The sequence below is a fragment of the Streptomyces sp. NPDC026522 genome (genome assembly GCF_055567555.1).
Window position 1 is genome coordinate 80,230 of sequence record NZ_JBVHQF010000003.1, and the last position, 19,815, is coordinate 100,044.

The following is a 19,815-nucleotide window of genomic DNA, read 5'->3' on the forward strand; positions in this document are numbered from 1 at the left end:
GCGGCCGATGGCTCGCGGCGCGTGCGTCAGCCCGGCAGGGGGCGCCGACGGTCGCCCATGTGGGCCCGGTCCGCGGCGGCCGTGCCGTCCTCCCAGCCCGCGTGGTCGGTGGCGCCGCGCAGCCGGGTGGTCGTGGTGCGGGGGAACATCTCCTCCGCCCGGGTGGTGACGGCGACGTCCCGGGCCACCAGCGCGGGCAGGTGGGCCGGGGTCTCGGACGCGGTGTGCTCCGCCGTCTCGGCGAGCCGGTGGCCGAGCCGGCTGGCGTAGGCGAGCAGGAAGGACTGCCGGAAGGTCTTGGTGCGCTTGCGACCGCCGGAGCGCTGCGCGGCCTCGGCGCGGGTCATCGCCGCCGTGCCCTGGACGAGCAGCGAGGTGTACAGCAGTTCCACCGCCTCCAGGTCGCTCTCGAAACCGACCACCGTGGAGAAGAAGAAGCCGCTGTTCCACACCGCGCGGCAGCGGTTGGCGGTGGCCACCGCGTCGAGCAGTACCGCCTTGGCCTCCTCGTACGGCGGCTCGACGCCGATCCGGCAGGCGCCGGGCTTCCGGGCGGGGCCTCCGCGGCCGGCGGCGAGCAGGGCCTCGTCGACGGTGTGCCGGGCCATCAGCTCCTGGGCCTTGGCGCTCAGCGCCTCCGCCTCCTCCGGGTAGGTGGTCGCCTCGGCCTTCGCGAGCAGGGCCCGGATCCGCCCGAGCATGCGGGGCTCGATGTGGGCGTGCTCAAGGGGGTCGGCCGGGTCGCCCGGGAGCGGGCCGACCGGTTCGACCGACGGCAGCCGGATCAGCAGCCGGAACACCTCCAGCACCGCCGTCGCCAGCGTGAACCGGTCCGTCTTCTCGCGCTGCGCGAGCCGGTCGCCGTAGCGGCTGTCCTCGGACCACCACACCTCGGCGTCCGTCCACCGCTCCGGCAGCCGGTCGTAGCGGCGCGCCTCGGCCGCGACGAGGTCGGCGGTGATCCGCGCGTGCCGCTCGTCCAGGTCCCGGCGGACCAGCCGCAGCACGTCGGCCGGCCGCCAGCCCCGCTCCCAGGCCTGCCGTACGTACGCCTCCCCGCGCCCGAGCAACTCCCGCGCGGCCCCGGTCCAGCGCGCGGCATCGGCGGCGAGCAACGAGGCCCCGGCATCCAGCGCGGCGTCGTCCTGGGCATACAGAGCGGCCTCACAGGCCCGATCGACGATGTCCTTCACCCCTTCACCCTCCCACGGCCCCTTCCCCCCACCCCTCCCGCCCTCTTCCCGGCCCCACCGCCCATCTCCAGCCCCGTGGGGGCACCTCCCAGCGGTAGCTGGGGGAGTTTGAGGCGGTCTGTCCAGCCCCGTGGGGGCACCTCCCAGCGGTAGCTGGGGGAGTTTGAGGCGCGGGGGGTCCCCCCGGACGGAGTCTGGGGGGAGGGTCCGGGGCGGAGCCCCGGGAAGCCCGGCGCAGCCGGGGGCGCTCCGCGCGACGGCGCCGCAGACGACCCCCTGTCACCCCCCGGTGGCACACTCGCACCCATGACCGGCCGCACCCCCCACTGGGCCCTCGCCGAGGCCGCCGACGGCTGGTGGCACGCCACCCCCCTACCCCCCGCCCACCCCGGAACGGCACCCGCCCGCCCCGGAACGGCACCCGCCCCGCTCCGCGTCCGCGACCCCGCCCACGCCGTGCGCTCCGCCCCCGTCGGCACCCGCTGGGTCTGGCAGTCCACCGCCGCCGTCTACCCCCGGCTGCTCGCCGCCGGCGTCCGCGTCGAGCGGTGCTACGACGTCGAGGACGCCGAACTGCTGCTGCTCCGTCACGAGGGCCGGTTCGGCGAACCCCGCTCCGCAGCGGCCGCCTGGGCCAGGCTGAACGGCCTTCCCGTCCCGCCCGACCCCCCGGCCCGCGCCGCCGAGCCCGGCACCCAGGACTCCCTCTTCGACCCGCGGCCCGCCCCGGTCCCCCTGGACGCCCTCATCGCCGTCCACGCCGACCAGGCGAGACGGCACGACGCCACCGCCCACCCCGACCGCACGCGCCTGCTCACCGCCGCCGAGTCCGCCGGGTTCCTCGTCGCCGCCGAGATGCACGAGGCCGGGCTGCCCTGGCGGGCCGACGTACACCGCGCCCTGCTCACCGAACTGCTCGGCGAGCGCTACGCGGGCAGCGGCCAACCCCGGCGCCTCGCGGAGCTGACCGACAAGATCTCCACCGCGTTCGGCCGCCGTGTCCACCCCGAGCTGCCCGCCGACGTCGTCAGGGCCTTCGCCGAGGCCGGGATCAGGCTCAAGTCCACCCGGCGCTGGGAGATCCAGGGCCTCGACCACCCGGCCGTGGCCCCGCTCATCGAGTTCAAGAAGCTGTACCGGATCTACACCGCCCACGGCTGGTCCTGGCTCGGGGACTGGGTGCACGACGGCCGCTTCCGGCCCGAGTTCATTCCCGGCGGAACCCTGACGGGCCGCTGGGTGACCAACGGCGGGGGCGCGCTGCAGATCCCCAAGGTGATCCGCCGGGCCGTCGTCGCCGACCCCGGCTGGCGGCTCGTCGTCGCCGACGCCGACCAGATGGAACCACGGGTGCTCGCCGCGATCTCCCGCGACCCGGCGTTCATGGAGGTGGCCGGCCGCCCGGAGGACCTCTACACCTCCATCTCCCGCCAGGGCTTCTCCGGCGACCGGGACAAGGCCAAGCTGGCCGTCCTCGGCGCCGTCTACGGACAGACCTCCGGGGACGGCCTCAAGAACCTCGCCGCGCTCCGCCGCCGCTTCCCCCTGGCCGTGGCCTACGTGGACGACGCAGCCAGGGCGGGCGAAGAGGGCCGGCTGGTGCGCACCTGGCTCGGCCGGACCTGCCCGCCACCCGCGGGCTCCGCCGAGGACGACGGCGAGGCCGGGCTCCCGCAGGACCGGGAGGACGGCGCCTGGACCCCCGGCTACGCCTCGACCAACACTCGTGCCCGCGGCCGCTTCACCCGCAACTTCGTCGTGCAGGGCAGCGCCGCCGACTGGGCCCTGCTGATGCTCGCCGCCCTGCGCCAGGCCATCGCCGCCGAGGGACTCCGCGCCGAGCTGGTCTTCTTCCAGCACGACGAGGTGATCGTGCACTGCCCCGCCGAGGAGGCCGAAGCCGTCGCCCAGGCCATCCGCGCCGCCGGCGACCTGGCCGGCCGGCTCACCTTCGGCGACACCCCGGTCCGGTTCCCGTTCAGCACGGCCGTCGTGGAGTGCTACGCGGACGCGAAGTGAGCCCGGCTGACGGGTTGTTTCACGTGAAACACGCCTGCTCCGAGGCCGGTTCGGCTCGCCCCGACCCGGCTCTCAGCCGAGCTCGTGGAAGTAGATGTGGTACCCCTCCCGCACGAAGCCCTCCGACTCGTAGAGGCCCTGCGCGATGCGGTTGTCGTAGGCGGTCTCCAGTTGGACGCCGCAGACGCCCGCCTCCGCCGCCCGGCGCACCACCTCGCGCAGCAGGGCCCGGCCGGCGCCGGTACGCCGGCCGGCGGGGGCCACGTACAGGTCGCTGAGGATCCACACGGGCCGCAGTTGTAGCGAGGCGAAGGTCCGGTAGACCTGCGCGAAGCCGACCGTGCCCAGTCCCGGGACGTCCGCCAGCAGGACCAGCGACTCGTCGCCCCGGATCCGTTCGGCGAGGAACGCGCCCGGGGCGTCCGGGTCTTCGACCTTCACCTCGTAGAAGTCGAGGTAGCCACGGAACAACGCGGCGGCGGCCTCGATGTCCGCCGCTCCGGCGACCCGCAACCGCACGTCCCGCTCTCCCAGCGTCTGTTCGTCCATGCGGCCATTGTGCGGGAGGTTCAGTGGCCGGGGGCGGGCTGGGCGGGCAGATCGAAGATGTGGTCCGGAGTCACCGTCTTGGTGATCGCCTGGCCGAAGAGGGTGCTGGGTTCGGCGCCCTGGTAGCTGATGTCGGTGTTGAGCAGCACCACCAAGGTGGCCTGCGGTCCGGGGAGGTAGATGGTCAGGGACTGGTAGCCGGGCAGCGAGCCGTTGTGCCCGATCCAGCCGTCGACGTTGAAGATGCCGAGACCGTACCCGGAGTCCGGGATGCCGTTCGCGTTCAGCACCTTCAACCGCTGGGCCTGGGTCTCCGGCGTCAGCAGGGTGCCGGTGGCCAGCACCTTGGCCCACGTCCGCAGGTCATCACGGTCGGAGATCATCGCTCCGGCGGCCCAGCCCCAGGAGGGGTTCCAGTCCGCCGCGTCTTCCGTCTTCCCGGAAGCCGTCTGGTTCGTGTAGCCCTGGGCGTGCGGGTTCGGGAACTCGGCGCCGGTGGGGAAGAGCGTGTGGTGCAGCCCGGCGGGTTCGAGGACGTTGCGCTGGATGTAGTCGGAGAGCTTGTGCCCGCTGACCTTCTCCACCACCAGCCCGAGCAGTATGAGGTTGGTGTTGCAGTAGGAGAAGTCGGCTCCCGGCGCGAACATCACCGGGTGCTTGAAGGAGTACGCAAGCAGCTCCTGCGGGGTGAACACCCGCTGCGGGTCGCTGGTCAGGGCCTTGAAGAAGCCCGGATCCTGGGAGTAGTTGAAGAGGCCGCTGCGCATCTCGGCGAGCTGGCGCAGGGTGATCCGGTCCCCGTTGGGGACCCCGGAGATGTACTTGCCGATGGGGTCGTCGAGCCCGACCTTGCCCGCGTCGACCAGTTTCAGCAGGGCGGTGACGGTGAAGGTCTTGGTCTCGCTGCCGATCCGCATGTTGAGGTCCGGCTTCATCGGTGCGCCGGTGGTCTTGTCGGCCACCCCGAAGGTCCGCTCGTAGGTGCCCTTTCCGGGCGCCGAGAGGGAGACGATCACCCCGGGGACCTGGGCTTCCTTCATCACCTTCTGGACTGCCTCGTCCAACTGCCGCTGCACGGCGGGCGTCAGCTGCGGGAAGCCGTCGGACGACGGGGGCGACGGGGGCGACGGCTGCACTGCCGTACGGGTCACGGAAGCCGGGGCGGCGGGCGTGTCCCAGGCGTATCCGGCGCTGACCCCGAGCGGTACCACCACGAGCCCCACCGCGGCCGCTCCGACCGCCGTACCGCGCCAACGTTTCGTCATGCCTGGCCTCCTACCACGAGACCCCCGAGCACCACCAACCAAAGCTAGCCCTCCCCCCTCACCCCGGCGACCGGAACCGGCCACCGGCTGCCACGGGGGCCGCGCCCGGGTCCCCGGAGAACACCGTCCGCCCCTCGACCGACGAGCCGAAGGGGGGTTGTCGGGCACCCGGTTCACGGAAGGCGGCGTCGGCCCGCAACCGGGGCCACGGCCAGCAATGACTACGCACGGTGACCCGCGATCCCACCAATTGGATCTTCTCTTTCGGGTCCACCGCTCGGATGTTAGCTTGCCCACGCCACCACACGGAGAGCGTCGCCCGGGACGGGCGACCGCGACGCTTCGTGGCCGGAAGGAGACACCAGTGGGTCATCAGGCGGCTGCCGGGCAGCTTCGTTCCGCCACACCCGAGATCATCGAGGCCTACCGGGCGGCGTTGGGGCGACTCGGCAGCCCACTGGTGTCCCGCGAGGACATCTGGCGGCAGTGCCGCCATCAGGCACAGAACATCGTCGCCGAGTGCGCACACGCGCTGGAGGCCGGCGAGCACGCGGAGCCCCCGGGGGTCCGGGAGTACTCCCGGCTGCTCGGGGCCCACCGCGTGGTCCAGCAGGTTCCGGTGTCCGAGTCGGTACGCGCGGCGGAGGTGCTCTGGCAGGCCATGCAGGTCTCGGTCGGGGAGGCCGTCGAACTGGTGCCGGCCGATCAGCGGCACGCGGCGGCGCAGACGGTGAGCACCGCCTTCCGGGCCGCTGCCGGGAGCCGTCTGTACCAGGGGATCCGGGGCTACGAGGAGGCCCAGCGGCCCTCCGCCCCCGAAGCGGGGGAGGCTCCCGGCGCTGCTGAGGACACCTCGGACGCGCCGGCCCTGGACCTGCTGACGCTAAGGGAGCGGCAGATCCTGGAGGCGGTACGGGCGGGGCTGACGAACCGGCTGATAGGCCGTCGGTTCGAGATCAGCGAGGCCACCGTCAAGCGCCACCTGCACAACGCCTACCGCAAGCTCGGGGCCGGCTCCCGGGTCCAGGCCCTCAACAAGGCCTTCCCCGGCCAGGGTTGACGTCGACCCAGGCCGGCCCGGCTCATGCTGCAGCGAACGCGCCCAGCATGAGCAGGTTCGCGCCGTACTGCGTGACCATGAAGGCCCGGTAGGCGCCGCGCCGTTGCGCACGGTCCGCGTCGGCCCGCCGGGCATCGCCCACCACCCGGACGACCACCCACACCGCCCCGGCCGCCACCGGCACCGCCCCCAAGAGGGCGAGCGGGGCCCACAGGGCGGCCGTCGCCGTCCCGGCCGCGCCGACCAGCACGGCGCCCGCCACGGCCAGGGCCCGCGCCGCCGCCACCCCCCGCACGACCGCGACGGTGCGCCGGCCGCCGGCCGCATCCCCGCCGACGTCCCCCAAGTCCTTGACCAGGGAACCGACCAGAGCCATCCAGGCCGCCATCACGCAGCCGAACACCCCGCCGGTCGCCGTCCACCCGGACCCGGCCGCCGAGACGCCCGCCGCGTACGAGGTCGCGCCCAGGCCGAACACCACCACCGCGCAGAGCCCGCTCGATTCCTTCGCCCGCACCGGGGAGGCCGAGTACGCCCAGCCGAGCAGCAGGAACCCCACCACCCACCCGAGCACCCCGGACCCGGCCAGGCCGCCGAGGACCAGCGCGGCGACGGCCAGCAGCGCCGTGACGGACCCGGCGGTACGGACGGGCAGCTCGCCCCGGGCGATCGGGCGTCGGGAGCCGTTCGCCCGGTCCTCGCGGACGTCCGTCACGCCGTTGAGCAGGTACGCACAGGCGACCGCGCACCACCAGGCCGCCAAGCCGAGCACGGTCCGGCCCGTGGCCTGCGGCAGCCCGGCGGCGGACACCGTCCCCACCACGAACCGCAGCAGGAACACCAGCTGGACCGACGGGCGGGCTTCCGCCCAGCACAAACGCGCCGTATGTGCGGCGTTGTGCCCTCGGAGACCCGGAATGCGAGCCGAAACGGGGACGCTCAGGTAGCCAGCGGAATTGATCACGGCCGCAGCCTAGGAATGGCCTCGGGCGCATCGCCATACAACCATCGGCGTACGCGGTGTACACCCCCACTGAGCCCTTGGTGGCAAGGCGTTGCGGAACCCGGAATTCCTGCGGAACGATGGCGACGCCGCGGCCCGGTGAATCGAATCCGGAGGCCCCGGTGGGGACATGAACCGAACCCGTGCCGGAATATCTGCCTCCGCGAATGTGCCGGAGACGCGGCACGTCCCGGAAAGGGCATCGACCCTCTCCCCCCTCTCATTCGAAACGGCAGGGCCCGTAGAAATGGATGCTCAGGTGGAAAGGTTGCAGCAGACCACGAAGCTGATCTCCCAGGCGCAAGTCCTCGCAGGCGGAGGGGGATGGCACCGCGCCGCCTTCGAAGAGATCGCGGCACGGCTGGCCGGTCCGGACTTCCCGTGCGTCTTCTCCCGGAACGCGTTCCGGAAGCAGCTCCTGCGGTTCGTCTTCGTGGAGAGCGCCGACAGCGAGGGCTTCCGGCACCTGGCGCAGGCCCTCACCGAGTACGTCGAGCTGTCCCGGGACTGGGACGGACAGCTGGACACGGCATATCCGCTGCTCGTGATGGTCTCGAAGGCAGCCGTGAGCGCGCGCACCGTCGAGGAGTACCACGCCTTCGGCTGGCGGGTGCTCCAGGAACTGCACCACCTCGACCCCGCGCCCTGGCCGGCGGACGTCGGGCGGGATCCGGATTCCGCATCCTGGTCCATGTGCTTCAACGGGATGCCGTTGTTCTGCAACATGAGCAGTCCCGCGCACCTGAACCGGCGCAGCCGGAATCTCGGCGAACACTTCGCCATCGTCATCAATCCGCGGGAGCGTTTCGACGTGTTCGCCGGCGAGACGCCGAGCGGCCGGAAGGTCCGCGCGAACATCCGCAACCGAATACACCTTTACGACGGAATGCAGCACTCACCGCAATTGGGCTCCTACGGCGTCGGAGCACTCGAATGGCTCCAGTACGGGCTCATCGAGGAGAACGCGGAGCGAAAAGGCGGGTGCCCCTTCCGGCCCCGGCCGGCTTTTGCAAACGAACAGGAGATGCTCACCAAATGATCGACCTCATCGTGTCCCAGGGCCGGGTGGCCGACCGGGAGCCCCGGATGATCGAGGGCGCCGCCCGCATCGCGCGGGCCCTGGAGGACCGCTACGGACTCACCGCCCGCTTCATCGGCGAGCCCGCGCCGCCCGCCGACGACGACTGGAGCGTCAGCCTCCCGCAGGCCCGGGAGACGCTGACCGGGCTGGGCCGGGCCGTCAACCGGAGCATCGCGAACGGCAGCCGGACGGTCCTGATCTCCAACACCTGCTCCGCGAGCCTCGCCACCCTGCCGGTCGTGGCCAGGGAGCACCCGGACGCCGTGGTGCTCTACATCGACGGGCACGGCGACTTCAACACGCCGGAGACGACCGGCACCGGGTACCTGGGCGGGATGGTCCTCGCCGGCGCCTGCGGGCTCTGGGACAGCGGCCACGGCTCCGGCCTGCGCCCCGGGCAGGCCGTCCTGGTCGGCTCCCGCGACATCGACGGGGCCGAGGGCGCGCTGATCGCCGAGCACGGCGTCCGGATCATCCCCCCGGCGCAGACCACGGCGGAGAACGTCCTGGCGGCGATCGGCGACGCCCCGGTATGGGTGCACATCGACTGGGACGTGCTCGAACCGGGCCACGTACCGGCCGACTACACGGTGCCGGACGGCCTGCTGCCCTCGCAGATCCGGGCGATCTTCGACGCGATCCCGGCGGAGCAGCTCCGCGGCGTCGAACTGGCCGAGTTCAACGCCCCGCTGGACGAGGAGCTCAGCGCACGGGCGGTCGAGACGATCCTCGCCATGGTCGCCCCCGCCTTCGAGAACGCCCCCGCCGCCTAGTCCGGCCGGCCCCCGCCCCCAGGAACGCCACGCACACCGCCCAAGGAGTACTTTCCGATGCCCCTCCACGACAGCATCCTCGACACCATCGGCCGCACCCCGATCGTCCGGCTGCACCGCATGTCCCCGGCTCACGCCACGGTCTACGTGAAGGTCGAGTCGTTCAACCCCGGTGGCTCCGTGAAGGACCGCCTCGCGCTCTCCGTCGTCCTCGACGCCGAGGCGAAGGGGCTGCTCAAGCCCGGCGACACCATCGTCGAGTGCACCTCCGGGAACGTCGGCATCGCCCTGGCGATGGTGGCCGCCGCCCGCGGCTACCGGTTCGTCGCGGTGATGGGCGACACCTACTCGGCGGAACGGCGCAAGCTGATCCGGGCCTACGGCGGCCGGGTGCTCCTCTTCCCGGGCCACCTCGGCAGCAGCGGCGGCAACCGGATCGCGGACGAACTCGCCGCGAAGCACGGCTGGTTCCGGGCCAACCAGTTCGACAACCCGGCCAACCCGGCGTACCACCGCGAGACCACCGCCGCGGAGATCCTCGGCGACTTCGCGGGCAAGCGGCTCGACTACTTCGTCACCGGCTTCGGCACCAGCGGCACCCTCACCGGAGTCGGCCAGATGCTGAAGACGGCCCGCCCCGGGGTCCGGATCGTCGCCGCCGAGCCGGACAACGCCGCCGTGCTGGCCGGACAGGAGTGGAACGTCCACCGGATCCAGGGCTGGGCCCCCAACTTCGTACCCGGCGTCCTCGACGCCAGCGTCATCGACGAACTGGTCACCGTCGACGAGGTGGCGGGCCGCGACACCGCCCGCCGGCTCGCCGCCGAGGAGGGCATCTTCACCGGCATCTCGGCCGGCGCCACCCTGGCGACCGCACTGCGCGTCGCCGAAACCGCGCCGGCGGGCTCGGTGCTCCTCGCCATGCTCCCGGACACCGGCGAACGCTACCTCTCCACGTTCCTCATGGAAGGGATGGTCGAGGGCTCGGACGACGAGTGGCTCGCATCCCTGGAATCCGGCGCCGGCGTGGCCTGACCCCCGGCAGGCGGCCCCATCGTCTCGCGGCACACCACCACCTGGCAGGAACCAGACACATGAGGGAATTCATCCCCCCCGCGGCCCGTTTCGCCGACCTTCCCGCAGGCTTCGCCATGCGCCGGGGCGGAACGCTGACCGGCGCGCGCATCGCGTACGAGACCGTCGGACGGCTGGCCCCGGAACGCGACAACGCCGTCCTGATCCTCACCGGTCTCTCGCCCGACGCCCACGCTGCCTCCCACCCGGCCGACACCGGCCCCGGCTGGTGGGAGGCGATGGTGGGGCCCGGAAAGCCCGTCGACACCGATCGCTGGTACGTGATCTGCCTCAACTCGCTCGGCAGTTGCAAGGGGTCCACCGGGCCCGCCTCGGTCGACCCCGCCACCGGCGAGCCCTACGGACCCGGCTTCCCGGAGCTGTCGATGGAGGACATCGCCGACGCGGCGGCCCACACGGTGCGCGCGCTGGGCATCGACCGGCTGGCGTGCGTGATCGGCACGTCCATGGGCGGCATGAGCGCCCTGTCCCTGCTGGCCCGCCATCCCGGGCTGGCCCGCGGCCACATCAACGTCTGCGGCGCGGCGCGCGCCCTGCCGTTCTCGATCGCGATCCGCTCGCTCCAGCGCGAGGCGATCCGGTGCGACCCGCACTGGAACGGCGGCCGGTACGACGACGGGAGCTACCCGCAGCGCGGCATGTTCACCGCGCGCAAGCTCGGCATGCTGACCTACCGGTCCGCCCGGGAGTGGGACGACCGGTTCGGCCGTGCGCGCATCGCGCCGCAGGACCGCGCGGACGACGGCCACCACGAACCCTTCGGCCACGAATTCCAGGTGGAGGACTACCTGGAGCGCCATGCCCGGCGCTTCGCGCGCCGTTTCGACCCCAACAGCTACCTCTGCCTCAGCCGCTGCATGGACCGGTTCGACCTCGGCGAGTCCTGCGGAACCACCACCGACGCGGCGCTCTCCCGGATCCGCCTGGAGAAGGCGCTGGTCATCGGCGTGGAGACGGACATCCTGTTCCCGCTGCGCCAGCAGCGGGAGATCGCCGAAGGCCTCGCCGCCGGTGGCACGGACGTCGAATTCGTGGCGATGGACTCCCGGGAAGGGCACGACGCCTTCCTGATCGACACCGCCCGTTTCGGAGCGCCCGTGGCGAAGTTCCTGACCGTGCTCTAGCGGACCGGTACCGCCGTCCGGCCCCCTCCCCCCCCTCGCTTCCGTGTTGGAGATCCGCATGCCCGAACCGCTGCCCCACCCACTGCCCGCCCCACTGCCCCGACTCGCCCTCGTCACCGGTGCCAACCGGGGCATCGGCTTCGAGACCGCGCGCCAGCTCGCCGGCGCCGGCGTCCACGTCCTGCTCGCGGGCCGCGATCGCGAAGCGGTCACCCGCGCCGCCGCCACGCTGCGCGGCGACGGCCTGACCGTCGACCCGCTCGTACTCGACATCACGGACCCGAAGAGCATCCGGGCCGCCGCCCGGGAGGTGGAGAGCGGCCACGGCCGCCTCGACATCCTGGTCAACAACGCCGGCATCCGTATCGAGGAGTACGGGAAGCAGCCGTCCGAGCAGCCGATGCGGCAGTGGCGGGAGACCTTCGACACCAACCTGTTCGGCGTCGTCGAGGTGACCACGGCCTTCCTCCCGCTGCTCGGCAGGTCCCCGGCCGGCCGCATCGTCAACGTGTCCAGTCTGCTCGGCTCCCTGACCACGCACAGCGACCCCGCGTCGTACGCGTACAGCCCCATGTTCAAGTCGCTCCCGGCCTACAGCGCCTCCAAGAGCGCGGTCAATTCCTGGACCGTCCACCTCGCCTACGAGCTGCGCGGAACACCGGTCAAGGTGAACGCCGTCCACCCGGGCTACACCAGGACCGCGATGAACGACGGCGAGGGCGATCTCGACGTCGCGGACGGAGCCCGGACGAGCGTCGCGATGGCGCTGCTCGCCGACGACGGCCCGACGGGCAGCTACACCCACGGCGCACAGACCGTCCCCTGGTAGCCGCCCGGCCGCCTCCTCGACCCCCGCCTCTCCCCCGTATTGGAGTTCACCCGATGGGCAACCATCTGGCCCTGGTCACCGACGAGACCAGCCTCGCCATCGACTACGACATGCCCTTGCTGCTCGACGCCTGCCAAGCAGCCGGAATCAGGGCCGAGATATGTTCCTGGCGGGATCCGGACATCGAATGGGACCGCTTCGACGCCGTACTGCTGCGCTCTCCGTGGAGCTACGTCGAGAGCCTCCCGCAGTTCCTGGACTGGTGCGAGTACGTCACCGACGTGACGTACCTGTTCAACCCGCTCCCGGTGGTGCGGTGGAACCTCGACAAGCGCTACCTCGCCGATCTTGCGGCAGCCGGCGTACCGGTCGTACCCAGCGGCTTCGTGGCCCCCGGAGCCGACCCGGCGGCGGCCCTGCGCACGTTCCTCGCCCGGCACGACCGGGCCCGGGAGATCGTGGTGAAGCCGACCGTCGGCGCCTACTCCCGGGACGTGCAGCGCTTCCCCCGGTCGTCCGAGACCGAGGCGGCCGCGTACGTGACCAAGCTGCTCGACCAGGGCTGCCACGTCATCCTCCAGCCCTACCTGGACTCGGTCGACCACGACGGCGAGACCGACCTCATCCACTTCGACGGCGTCTACAGCCACGCCATCCGCAAGCGCGCGCTGCTCCTGCCGGACGGCACGGTCGACGAGCCGACCCAGGACGCCCGCACGGCGCGGGCCGCCGCCGAGGACGAACGGGCGGTCGCGGCGGCCGCCCTGGACGCCGCGGCCGCCCACCTGGAGCTCCGCGAACCGCTGCTGTACGGCCGCGTCGACCTCATCCGCGACGCCGACGGACAGCCCCTGGTCCTCGAACTGGAGCTCTGCGAGCCCTCGTTCAGCATGCCGTTCGCGGAGAGCGCCGCCACCCGGTTCGCGCAGGTCATCTCCGTACGGCTGGAAGAAATCTCCCGCAACCGCAAGAACGGACAGTCATGACGGCACAGCAGGGTTCCCTCGCCCCCCTCACCACACCCGCGGTCTCCAGCGGCACCCTCTTCGCCGCCCTCGGCGTGGTCAGCTTCTCCTTCAGCTTCCCCGGAACGATGTGGGCGCTCGACGGGTTCGGGCCGTGGAGCGCCATCGGGGTGCGCGGCGTCCTGGCCGCCGTCATCGCCTGCGCCGCGCTCCTCATCACCCGGGCGCCGTTGCCGGCCCGCGCGGACTGGCCCGCGCTCGCCGTCGTCGCGGGCGGCTGTGCGGTCGGCTTCCCGCTGCTCACCACGCTCGCCCTGCAGACCTCGTCCACCGCGAACTCGGCGATCGTGATCGGTGCGCTGCCGATGGCCACCGCGGTGTTCTCAGCCGTCCTCACCCGGCGCAGCCCGTCGAAGGTCTTCTGGGCTGCGGCGGGCCTCGGAGCGGCGACCGTCATCGTGTACACCCTGTCGCAGAACCACGGCCGGCCCACCGTCGCGGACCTCTACCTCTTCGGCGCCCTGCTGGTCTGCGCGGCGGGCTACGCCTTCGGCGGCCGGCTCTCGGGTGCGGGCATGCCGGGCTGGCGCGTCATCGCCTGGGGCGTCGTGCTCGCCGCTCCCGTCAACCTCGCCGTGGCCCTGTGGGCGCTCCCGCACGAGCCCGTCCACCTCACCGCGAAGGCCCTGGTCGGCATGGCCTACATCGCCGGGATCTCGCAGTTCGGCGGATTCGTCGTCTGGTACAAGGGCATGGGCCTCATCGGCGTGGCACGGGCGAGCCAGCTCCAGCTGGCGCAGCCGCTGCTGACGCTGGTGTGGGCGGTGCTGCTGCTCGGCGAACACATCACCCCGGCCGTCCCGCTCACCGCCGCCATCGTGCTCACCTGCATCGTGATCACCCAGCGCGCCCGGACCGCCTGACCACGCCGCCCGGACAGGGGCGTCACCGGCTCCGCAGGCATCGGCGGCCCCCCTGACGAGGGGGCCGTCGGCGTCCGGCGAGCGGCTCAGTCAGCCGGTTCCGTGGTTCCGTCCGGGTGGATCAGGAGGCGGATCGTGCCGCCGTAGCGGTCGTCGCTGATCGTCGCCAGGGCCGACCCGCCCATCTGCTGGGCGCGTTGCTGGAGGATCGCGATCACGACCTCCTGGATGTCGACGTACGGCGGTGCGGTCACGGGAACGCCGTCGATGAGCCCCGCGCTGTGTGAGAAGACGCGGACTTCGGCGGCCGGGTGGGTGGGATGCACGGTGCGGACCCCTTCAGGAGCTCGCGGCGGATACGCCGGTGGACGGAGCGGCCAGGGCGTACCTGCCGCGGGACACGCGCAGCAGGCGACCCGCCTGGGCCATGGCGGACAAGGCGTTGCTGACCGACTTCGCCGGTTGCCGGTACGCCCCTCGGGGAAGCGCGAGCAGGACGTCCCGGCCGGTGAACGGCCCCGGGAAGGCCGTCACTGCCTGCTCGACGGCCTGCCGGAGGCTCGGCGCGGCTGCCGGGGCGAGCGGGGCCGCGCCCCCGGAGGCGAGGTCCGGTACGGAGCGCAGCGGGGTGTCACGCCGGACGCCGTCGGCGGGCCAGGCGTGGACCTCAGGCCGGGGTGCCTCGGCGGCGTACTGGTCGATGCGCGCGCCGAGTTCACCGAGAGCCGGGGGCAAAGCAGCCAGTTCCGCCCGGTCGGGCGAGTCCCAGTCCGGGGCGCCGCCGCCCGGGGCGCGGCCGTCCAGGACACCGTCGTCCGGCGCGGTGCTCAGCACGGCCGTGAGCACCTCGATCTGGCGAATCGATTCGGCGAGCCGGTTCAGCAGGGGTTCGAAGATGTCCTGTCGCAACGCGCCGAGCGGGTCACTGGTCACGAGCTCCAGGCTCACCGATCCGGTGAGCCCGCCGCCTGCCGGGCGGTACGGGCCGGCATCCCCCGATGCCGCACGCCACGCCACAAGACGTCGGCGCACTTCGCCCAAGGCGCCCAGCAGTTCCGGCCTGACCCCTGCGCTGGGCATACGGACCAGCATGGCCGCGATCTGCTCGGTGACTTCGAGGGTGCACAGCGTGGAGCGCACCAGCGGGCCGAGTACGGCCGTCTGTATGGCTCGGGCCGGATCGTCGAGTGAGAAAGTGATCCGTTCGCCTGCCGGGGGCGCCATCGATACCTCGTCCGTGTTGACTCGCTGTTGACCGGTGTGCGGCTGCGGCTCTCCGCTCGCCGCGGCGCGGTGTGCCTTGCCATCGCCCGGGCCGACCTGATCCTCCCGCGTACCCGTGGCCGACGACAGCGCGGGGCGGCTCGCCCAGTGCTCCTGCAGCTCATGGAACGCGGCGAGCACGGCCTCGGCTGCCACCTGCCTCCCCTCGCCGTCCGGCCGGAGCGCCAGCCGCCCCTGGGCGTCACCGAGTGCGATCCGCCGACGGATCCACCGCCGGTCCTGCCGGGTGGTGCCCGCCGCGTACCCGCCGGGATCGGACTGGACGACGGCGTCCCGCAGGCATTCCGCCCACAGGGGGCAGGAGGAGCAGAGCTGCCGGGCCGCGTGGGTCAGGGCCTGCCGCCGCCGCGTCTGGAGCGGCGGTCCCCCCTTGCCCCCGGGCGGATTGGTGAGCAGCGGCTGGCTGAATATGTCCGGTCGCCGCTGGCAGGGCAGTGGGGCGGAGGAACCGGTTGACCGAACGGATGTAGGCGGCACTTTGCGTACTGTCGTGACCATGAAAGATCCCCCCGAGTTGATCAAGACTCCCGGGGACTCTAGAGCAGGTGAATTGGCATCGACAAAGTTGTTCCACAACCAGGTCCGTGCCTGTGCCCATTGGATCGTGATGGTCCATCACTCAACTAACGGTCGGTGTCGGCAATCGGCACAGGGCGTCGCGAAACACGGCGCTTCGCCCGCCCGAGCCGGCTCCGCACCGTGGTGAATCCGCCACCGCGCACGGCCAGTACCAGGGTCAGGCCGAGGAATCCGAGCGGGACCGACACGGCCGGGAGGACCGTCCCCACGGCGGACGTCACGACAAGGACCACGTCGGCGGTCAGCACCGTGACCCCGCGGCGACCGGAGTGGTCCCTGGGGATCCATGCCCCCAGCAGAGCCATCCCGGCGAGCGCCCAGTATCCGAACACGGCCTGCCCGCTGAGCAGTCCGTCCGCCTCGCCGCGGGCCATGGCGCCGACGGCCGCGAAGTATCCGGTGACCGCGGACGTGACGGTCGTCGAGACGAGCGCCAGCAGGAACTGGCCTCGGCGGCGCAGCAGCCACCCGGCCGCGGCCAGGAGGAGAACCGCGCACACGGTGACGAACGAGGACATGCTGACCGAGGCGAGCAGGAAGACCGTGTAGGCACCGGCCAGCCCGAAGACGACCCGGGGCAGCAGCCGCACGGCCCAGTCGTCGCTCTTCTCCTGGCGCAGGAGGCGGCGGAGGGACCCGAGGGCGGGACGAGTGTTCATGCCTGGCCGTCCATTCCTGTGGCGTGGGGGCGGGGCGCGAGACCGGGGGCGACTCCCGCGCCGGTGCCGGCGGACGGCCCGGAGGCCCCGCGCCGGGGTGCGGTGGGCGTGGGTCTGAAGCCCACCTGGCAGAGCGGAGTACGGACGTTCTTCGGGCCCGGCCGCCGTGCGGTCAGCGGCCTCGGACGCCGGGTCCGCCCTGACCTTCCACACCGTGTACGAAGCGAAGGCCACCGGCCGCCCGGGGCCGCCGGGGCGGCCAGGTGCAACCGGCCGCCCCGGCGCGTGCGGACCCACAGGTCCGCCTCCGGGCAGAGCGGCTCCCAACCTGAGGCCGCGCACCACGCGCGGCGCTCGCCCCCGTCGGCCGGGATCCCGTCCCGTACGGTCCGCCAGTCCACGCGCAGCAGCGCGCCCAGCTCGGCGGCGACCTCCTGCGGCGGGTGGTCGGTGATCACGCTTGCCATGGTCGGCGTCTCCTAGCGCGGCATCCGGTCGCCGTTGCGCGGCGGCGGAGGCTGGTGCGGTGGCGCGGGCGGCTGCGGCGTCCGCGGCTCCGCGGCCCGCGGGGGCGGCTGCCGCCGCTGAGGCACCTCGTCGCCGCTGACCCGGCCGCCGGAGCGGGGAGCCGGCGGCGCCGCGGGGGCGGGCACGGGAGTCTGCGGTGCGGGTGCGGCGGGGGCGGGTGCCGACTGGGCTCCCTGCCCCTGCTGCGCGGGCGCCGACTGCGTGGACGCGCTGACCCGTCCGCTGCGGCGACGGGACGGCTGGGGTTCCTGGTCGGCGGACTGCCCGGCCTCCGGGGCCGCGCCCCTCCTCTTCACCATCTCGTCGTACTGGTCCTGCTGGATCTCCGCCCCCATCTGCGCGGCCTTGCGCTGCTTCCGCTTGGGGTTGCTCGGAGCGATCCAACCGCCCTTCTGCAGCCGTCCCCCGAGTACGGCCTTGTCCATGCCCCGTCCGACGTTCCCGGCGCCCCGCCCGGCGACCCGGCCGGCCGCCCTGGCGGTACCGGCGGCGGCATTGCCCGCGAGACGCTGACTGTGCGCACCCAGCTGACCGGTCAACGAGTTCGCCATGTCTCCCGCGCCCAGCGCGTCTTCCGCCCCCGCGATCTTCGGGCTGTAGGCGCCCGAGAGCAGCTTCTTGAGCATCATCACGACGGCGATGGTGACCAGCAGCAGCATCAGCAACTGCATGCCCAGGGAAATCTTCGCGGGCAGGATCATCTGGTAGAGCACGAGCAGCACCGTGAGGATGATGCCGAAGCCCGCCCGCAGCACGAAGCTGTGAATGAACGTCTGCAGCCAGCCCTTGAGCAGTTTCTGCTGTGACGGATGGATGCCCAGCGTCGCTATCAGCGGCAGCATGATGATCATGATCAGAGTCACGGCGTGCCACAGCAGCGTCAGTGCGCTGAGCACGATCACCATCAGACCCACGATCAGCGCGGCGATCAACGAGTAGAAGGCGAGCCCGACGCGCGCCCCGGCGTTGTGGCCGGACCATTCATCGAAGGGAACCGGGTAAATGTGCTGGTCGGGCGCTTTCCCCGGATAGCCCTCACCCCTTCCGCCCGCAATGTCGATGCGGATGGGCATCCACTCGTCCTTCTCCTTGTTGATCTCCTTCTTCTTGCCGTCTCTGGGGTACTCGTCCATGTTGGTCGTCGACTGTGACACGATCTGCTTGACCCGGACGTCCTCGCAGCGGGCGCCTTTTCCGTAGCTGCATTCGGTACCGGTGCTCTTCGGTATGCACGCACCGTTCTCGACCTTGCCGCCATCCTTTCGGAAGATGCAGTTGGTGCCGTTCTCGCCGAACTGGCCCAACGCCCAGGGACGGACTGCCAAAGTGTCATACATAGCGCAGCTGGATACGCGCAGGCCTCGGTTGTACGCCCCTTCGGCCAGATCGCAAGGTGATTGCATCTGGCCCGAGACACCCGCGAGCACCGCCTCGGAAAGCAGCGAGTTGAAATTGCCGATGCCGGTGTCCGCTTCGCTGATGACCTTGTCGTAGTTACCGCCCGTCAGGAGCACGACGACGGCGATTGTCGTCAACGAAGCCCATCCGACGCCCGACCAGGCTTCACGCATCTCGTTCTTGCGCCACTTGGTGAAGACCCAGATGCCGGTGAGCGAGATCATGACGGGCACGGCAGGAATGAAGACGTTGTTCTTCAAGGTCTTCACCACGCTGTCCCGGCCGGCGTAAAGCCCGCTGAGGGGGCTCGGGTTGGAGGCCAGTTCCTTGATGGAAATTGCGGAGCGCGCGAGGATCTTCGTTCCGTTGAAGACCATGTTGGCGATGCCGTTGTTGACGAGGTCCATGATCGAGCAGTGATCGGCGCCACTGCCGCGCGTGCCGTTGGTGTCGGAGGCGTTACCCCTGCCCCTGAACGTCATGGACCAGTTCAGGCCCCGCATGCCATTCATCTCGTACAGGGTGTACTTTTCGGGACCCTCCGGCATCCTGACCGCGCCGGTGACCATTCCCGTCGTATCGTTGAGGTTCTTGGCGCGTTTCGCCTTGTCTTCCCATTGGTTGACGGCAGGCATGATGGACTCGCCGCTGGCTCCCGGACTGTCATGGGAGTAGCTGTCATCCCCGGTAAAACTGCAGGCGAAGTCCTCGGCGTGCGCCGTACCGGGAACGGCGAACGACAGTGCCAGCAGCGCGAGAACAACGAACGCACCAGTCCGAACCGCACGACCGGCGCCCCACACCCGGTCGAGTGCGGAACGGGCTCTGGGGGTGGACACTCGTGACGTGGCGCGACGGCGCACGGACATCTGCTTCCTTCGGGAGTTCCGCTTCAGGGGCTAAGGGTGTCGGGTGGCTACGAACGGACGTAGTCGGTCAGGAGGCAGCCCTCTGCCAGCCCCTTGTGCTGCTTGTAACCGCTCGGGATCGAGTAGCTGCTCGCGTCGCATGTGAGGAGGAGCATCTTGGCGTCCACCAGTGCCTTGACGGTCCTGTCGTCCGTCGGCACGACCGCGAAGTCCTTCCCGACCAGTGCTTCGACCTTCTCGCCGGACCGGTTCGCGGCCTGGAACTTCGCCATGTCGGAGATCGCCAGCAGCGTGATCGTCTGGCGGGATCCGTCGTCACAGACGGCCCGCTCCTTGATCGCCCAGGCAGGGTCCTTGGCCTCCTTCTCCAGGACGCCCGCCCCTTCCTCGTCTACGGGCCGCAGGTTGGTGCACTGGGCGTGCTGGTTGACGAACTTCTCGATGGAGGCCATGTCACCGGCCGTCGGCAGGCCGAGGTCGTCCGTCGGACCACTGCCGCCCTTGCTTCCACCCCCACAACCGGTCAGGGCCACGAGTGCCACGAGAGCGGCCCCGGCGGTGAGGCTCTTGGACAGGCGCATGGTGTCTCCTTGGGTACGGCGTACGGCGTACGGAACGG

The 19,815-nt window shown here is 71.6% G+C and carries 18 protein-coding genes; 9 read left to right on the forward strand and 9 right to left on the reverse strand.

What is annotated here, in order from left to right:
- Positions 1–26 precede the first annotated feature (26 nt).
- Positions 27–1,193 (reverse strand): DUF2786 domain-containing protein, encoded by a 1,167-nt coding sequence (locus ACZ4M3_RS08740; RefSeq protein WP_467730904.1) that lies wholly within the window; start codon positions 1,191–1,193, stop codon positions 27–29.
- Positions 1,194–1,499: 306 nt separating this feature from the next.
- On the opposite strand from ACZ4M3_RS08740, the gene ACZ4M3_RS08745 reads away from it, so the two are divergent.
- Positions 1,500–3,212, forward strand: coding sequence for a bifunctional 3'-5' exonuclease/DNA polymerase (locus ACZ4M3_RS08745; RefSeq protein WP_467730905.1), 1,713 nt, complete (start codon positions 1,500–1,502; stop codon positions 3,210–3,212).
- Positions 3,213–3,284: 72 nt separating this feature from the next.
- Here the strand turns inward: ACZ4M3_RS08745 and ACZ4M3_RS08750 are convergent, their stop codons facing one another.
- Positions 3,285–3,761 carry a GNAT family N-acetyltransferase gene (locus ACZ4M3_RS08750; RefSeq protein WP_467730906.1) on the reverse strand — a complete coding sequence of 159 codons (477 nt, stop codon included), beginning with the start codon at positions 3,759–3,761 and terminating at the stop codon, positions 3,285–3,287.
- A 20-nt stretch (positions 3,762–3,781) separates the two neighbouring features.
- A complete protein-coding gene (locus tag ACZ4M3_RS08755; protein WP_467730907.1) occupies positions 3,782–5,026 on the reverse strand; it encodes a serine hydrolase domain-containing protein in 1,245 nt (414 codons plus the stop codon).
- 364 nt (positions 5,027–5,390) lie between these two features.
- Between ACZ4M3_RS08755 and ACZ4M3_RS08760 the strand changes: the two genes are divergently transcribed.
- Entirely contained in the window at positions 5,391–6,086 is a 696-nt protein-coding gene (locus ACZ4M3_RS08760) for a helix-turn-helix transcriptional regulator (RefSeq protein WP_467730908.1), read from the forward strand.
- A gap of 22 nt (positions 6,087–6,108) precedes the next feature.
- On the opposite strand, the gene ACZ4M3_RS08765 is transcribed toward ACZ4M3_RS08760, so the two are convergent.
- On the reverse strand, positions 6,109–7,050 hold the full coding sequence (locus ACZ4M3_RS08765; protein WP_467730909.1) for a UbiA family prenyltransferase: 942 nt from the start codon (positions 7,048–7,050) through the stop codon (positions 6,109–6,111).
- Positions 7,051–7,348: 298 nt separating this feature from the next.
- Between ACZ4M3_RS08765 and ACZ4M3_RS08770 the strand changes: the two genes are divergently transcribed.
- The 7 genes from ACZ4M3_RS08770 to ACZ4M3_RS08800 are packed head-to-tail and all read left to right on the forward strand — an operon-like array spanning position 7,349 to position 13,879.
- On the forward strand, positions 7,349–8,128 hold the full coding sequence (locus tag ACZ4M3_RS08770) for a YqcI/YcgG family protein (protein WP_467730910.1): 780 nt from the start codon (positions 7,349–7,351) through the stop codon (positions 8,126–8,128).
- Entirely contained in the window at positions 8,125–8,943 is an 819-nt protein-coding gene (locus ACZ4M3_RS08775) for an arginase family protein (RefSeq protein WP_467730911.1), read from the forward strand. The genes ACZ4M3_RS08770 and ACZ4M3_RS08775 overlap by 4 nt, the downstream gene beginning before the upstream one ends.
- 57 nt (positions 8,944–9,000) lie before the next feature.
- On the forward strand, positions 9,001–9,978 hold the full coding sequence (gene cysK, locus ACZ4M3_RS08780; RefSeq protein ID WP_467730912.1) for a cysteine synthase A: 978 nt from the start codon (positions 9,001–9,003) through the stop codon (positions 9,976–9,978).
- Between the two features lie 59 nt (positions 9,979–10,037).
- On the forward strand, positions 10,038–11,162 hold the full coding sequence (gene metX / locus ACZ4M3_RS08785; RefSeq protein WP_467730913.1) for a homoserine O-acetyltransferase MetX: 1,125 nt from the start codon (positions 10,038–10,040) through the stop codon (positions 11,160–11,162).
- 58 nt (positions 11,163–11,220) lie between these two features.
- Entirely contained in the window at positions 11,221–11,991 is a 771-nt protein-coding gene (locus tag ACZ4M3_RS08790; protein WP_467730914.1) for an SDR family oxidoreductase, read from the forward strand.
- Between the two features lie 53 nt (positions 11,992–12,044).
- Positions 12,045–12,977, forward strand: coding sequence for an ATP-grasp domain-containing protein (locus tag ACZ4M3_RS08795; RefSeq protein WP_467730915.1), 933 nt, complete (start codon positions 12,045–12,047; stop codon positions 12,975–12,977).
- Complete coding sequence (locus ACZ4M3_RS08800; protein ID WP_467730916.1) at positions 12,974–13,879, forward strand: DMT family transporter; 906 nt, start codon at positions 12,974–12,976, stop codon at positions 13,877–13,879. Before ACZ4M3_RS08795 ends, ACZ4M3_RS08800 begins: the two co-directional genes overlap by 4 nt.
- Before the next feature lie 86 nt (positions 13,880–13,965).
- Here the strand turns inward: ACZ4M3_RS08800 and ACZ4M3_RS08805 are convergent, their stop codons facing one another.
- From ACZ4M3_RS08805 to ACZ4M3_RS08825, 5 genes are all read right to left on the reverse strand, one after another.
- Complete coding sequence (locus ACZ4M3_RS08805; RefSeq protein ID WP_467730917.1) at positions 13,966–14,205, reverse strand: hypothetical protein; 240 nt, start codon at positions 14,203–14,205, stop codon at positions 13,966–13,968.
- A gap of 13 nt (positions 14,206–14,218) precedes the next feature.
- Entirely contained in the window at positions 14,219–15,640 is a 1,422-nt protein-coding gene (locus ACZ4M3_RS08810) for a WhiB family transcriptional regulator (RefSeq protein WP_467730918.1), read from the reverse strand.
- A gap of 146 nt (positions 15,641–15,786) precedes the next feature.
- Entirely contained in the window at positions 15,787–16,401 is a 615-nt protein-coding gene (locus tag ACZ4M3_RS08815) for a hypothetical protein (RefSeq protein WP_467730919.1), read from the reverse strand.
- 479 nt (positions 16,402–16,880) lie between these two features.
- Positions 16,881–19,196: a hypothetical protein gene (locus ACZ4M3_RS08820; RefSeq protein ID WP_467730920.1), complete on the reverse strand. Its 2,316-nt coding sequence runs from the start codon at positions 19,194–19,196 to the stop codon at positions 16,881–16,883.
- Between the two features lie 47 nt (positions 19,197–19,243).
- Positions 19,244–19,777, reverse strand: a complete 534-nt coding sequence (locus tag ACZ4M3_RS08825) for a hypothetical protein (RefSeq protein WP_467730921.1) — start codon at positions 19,775–19,777, stop codon at positions 19,244–19,246.
- Between the last annotated feature and the right edge of the window lie 38 nt (positions 19,778–19,815).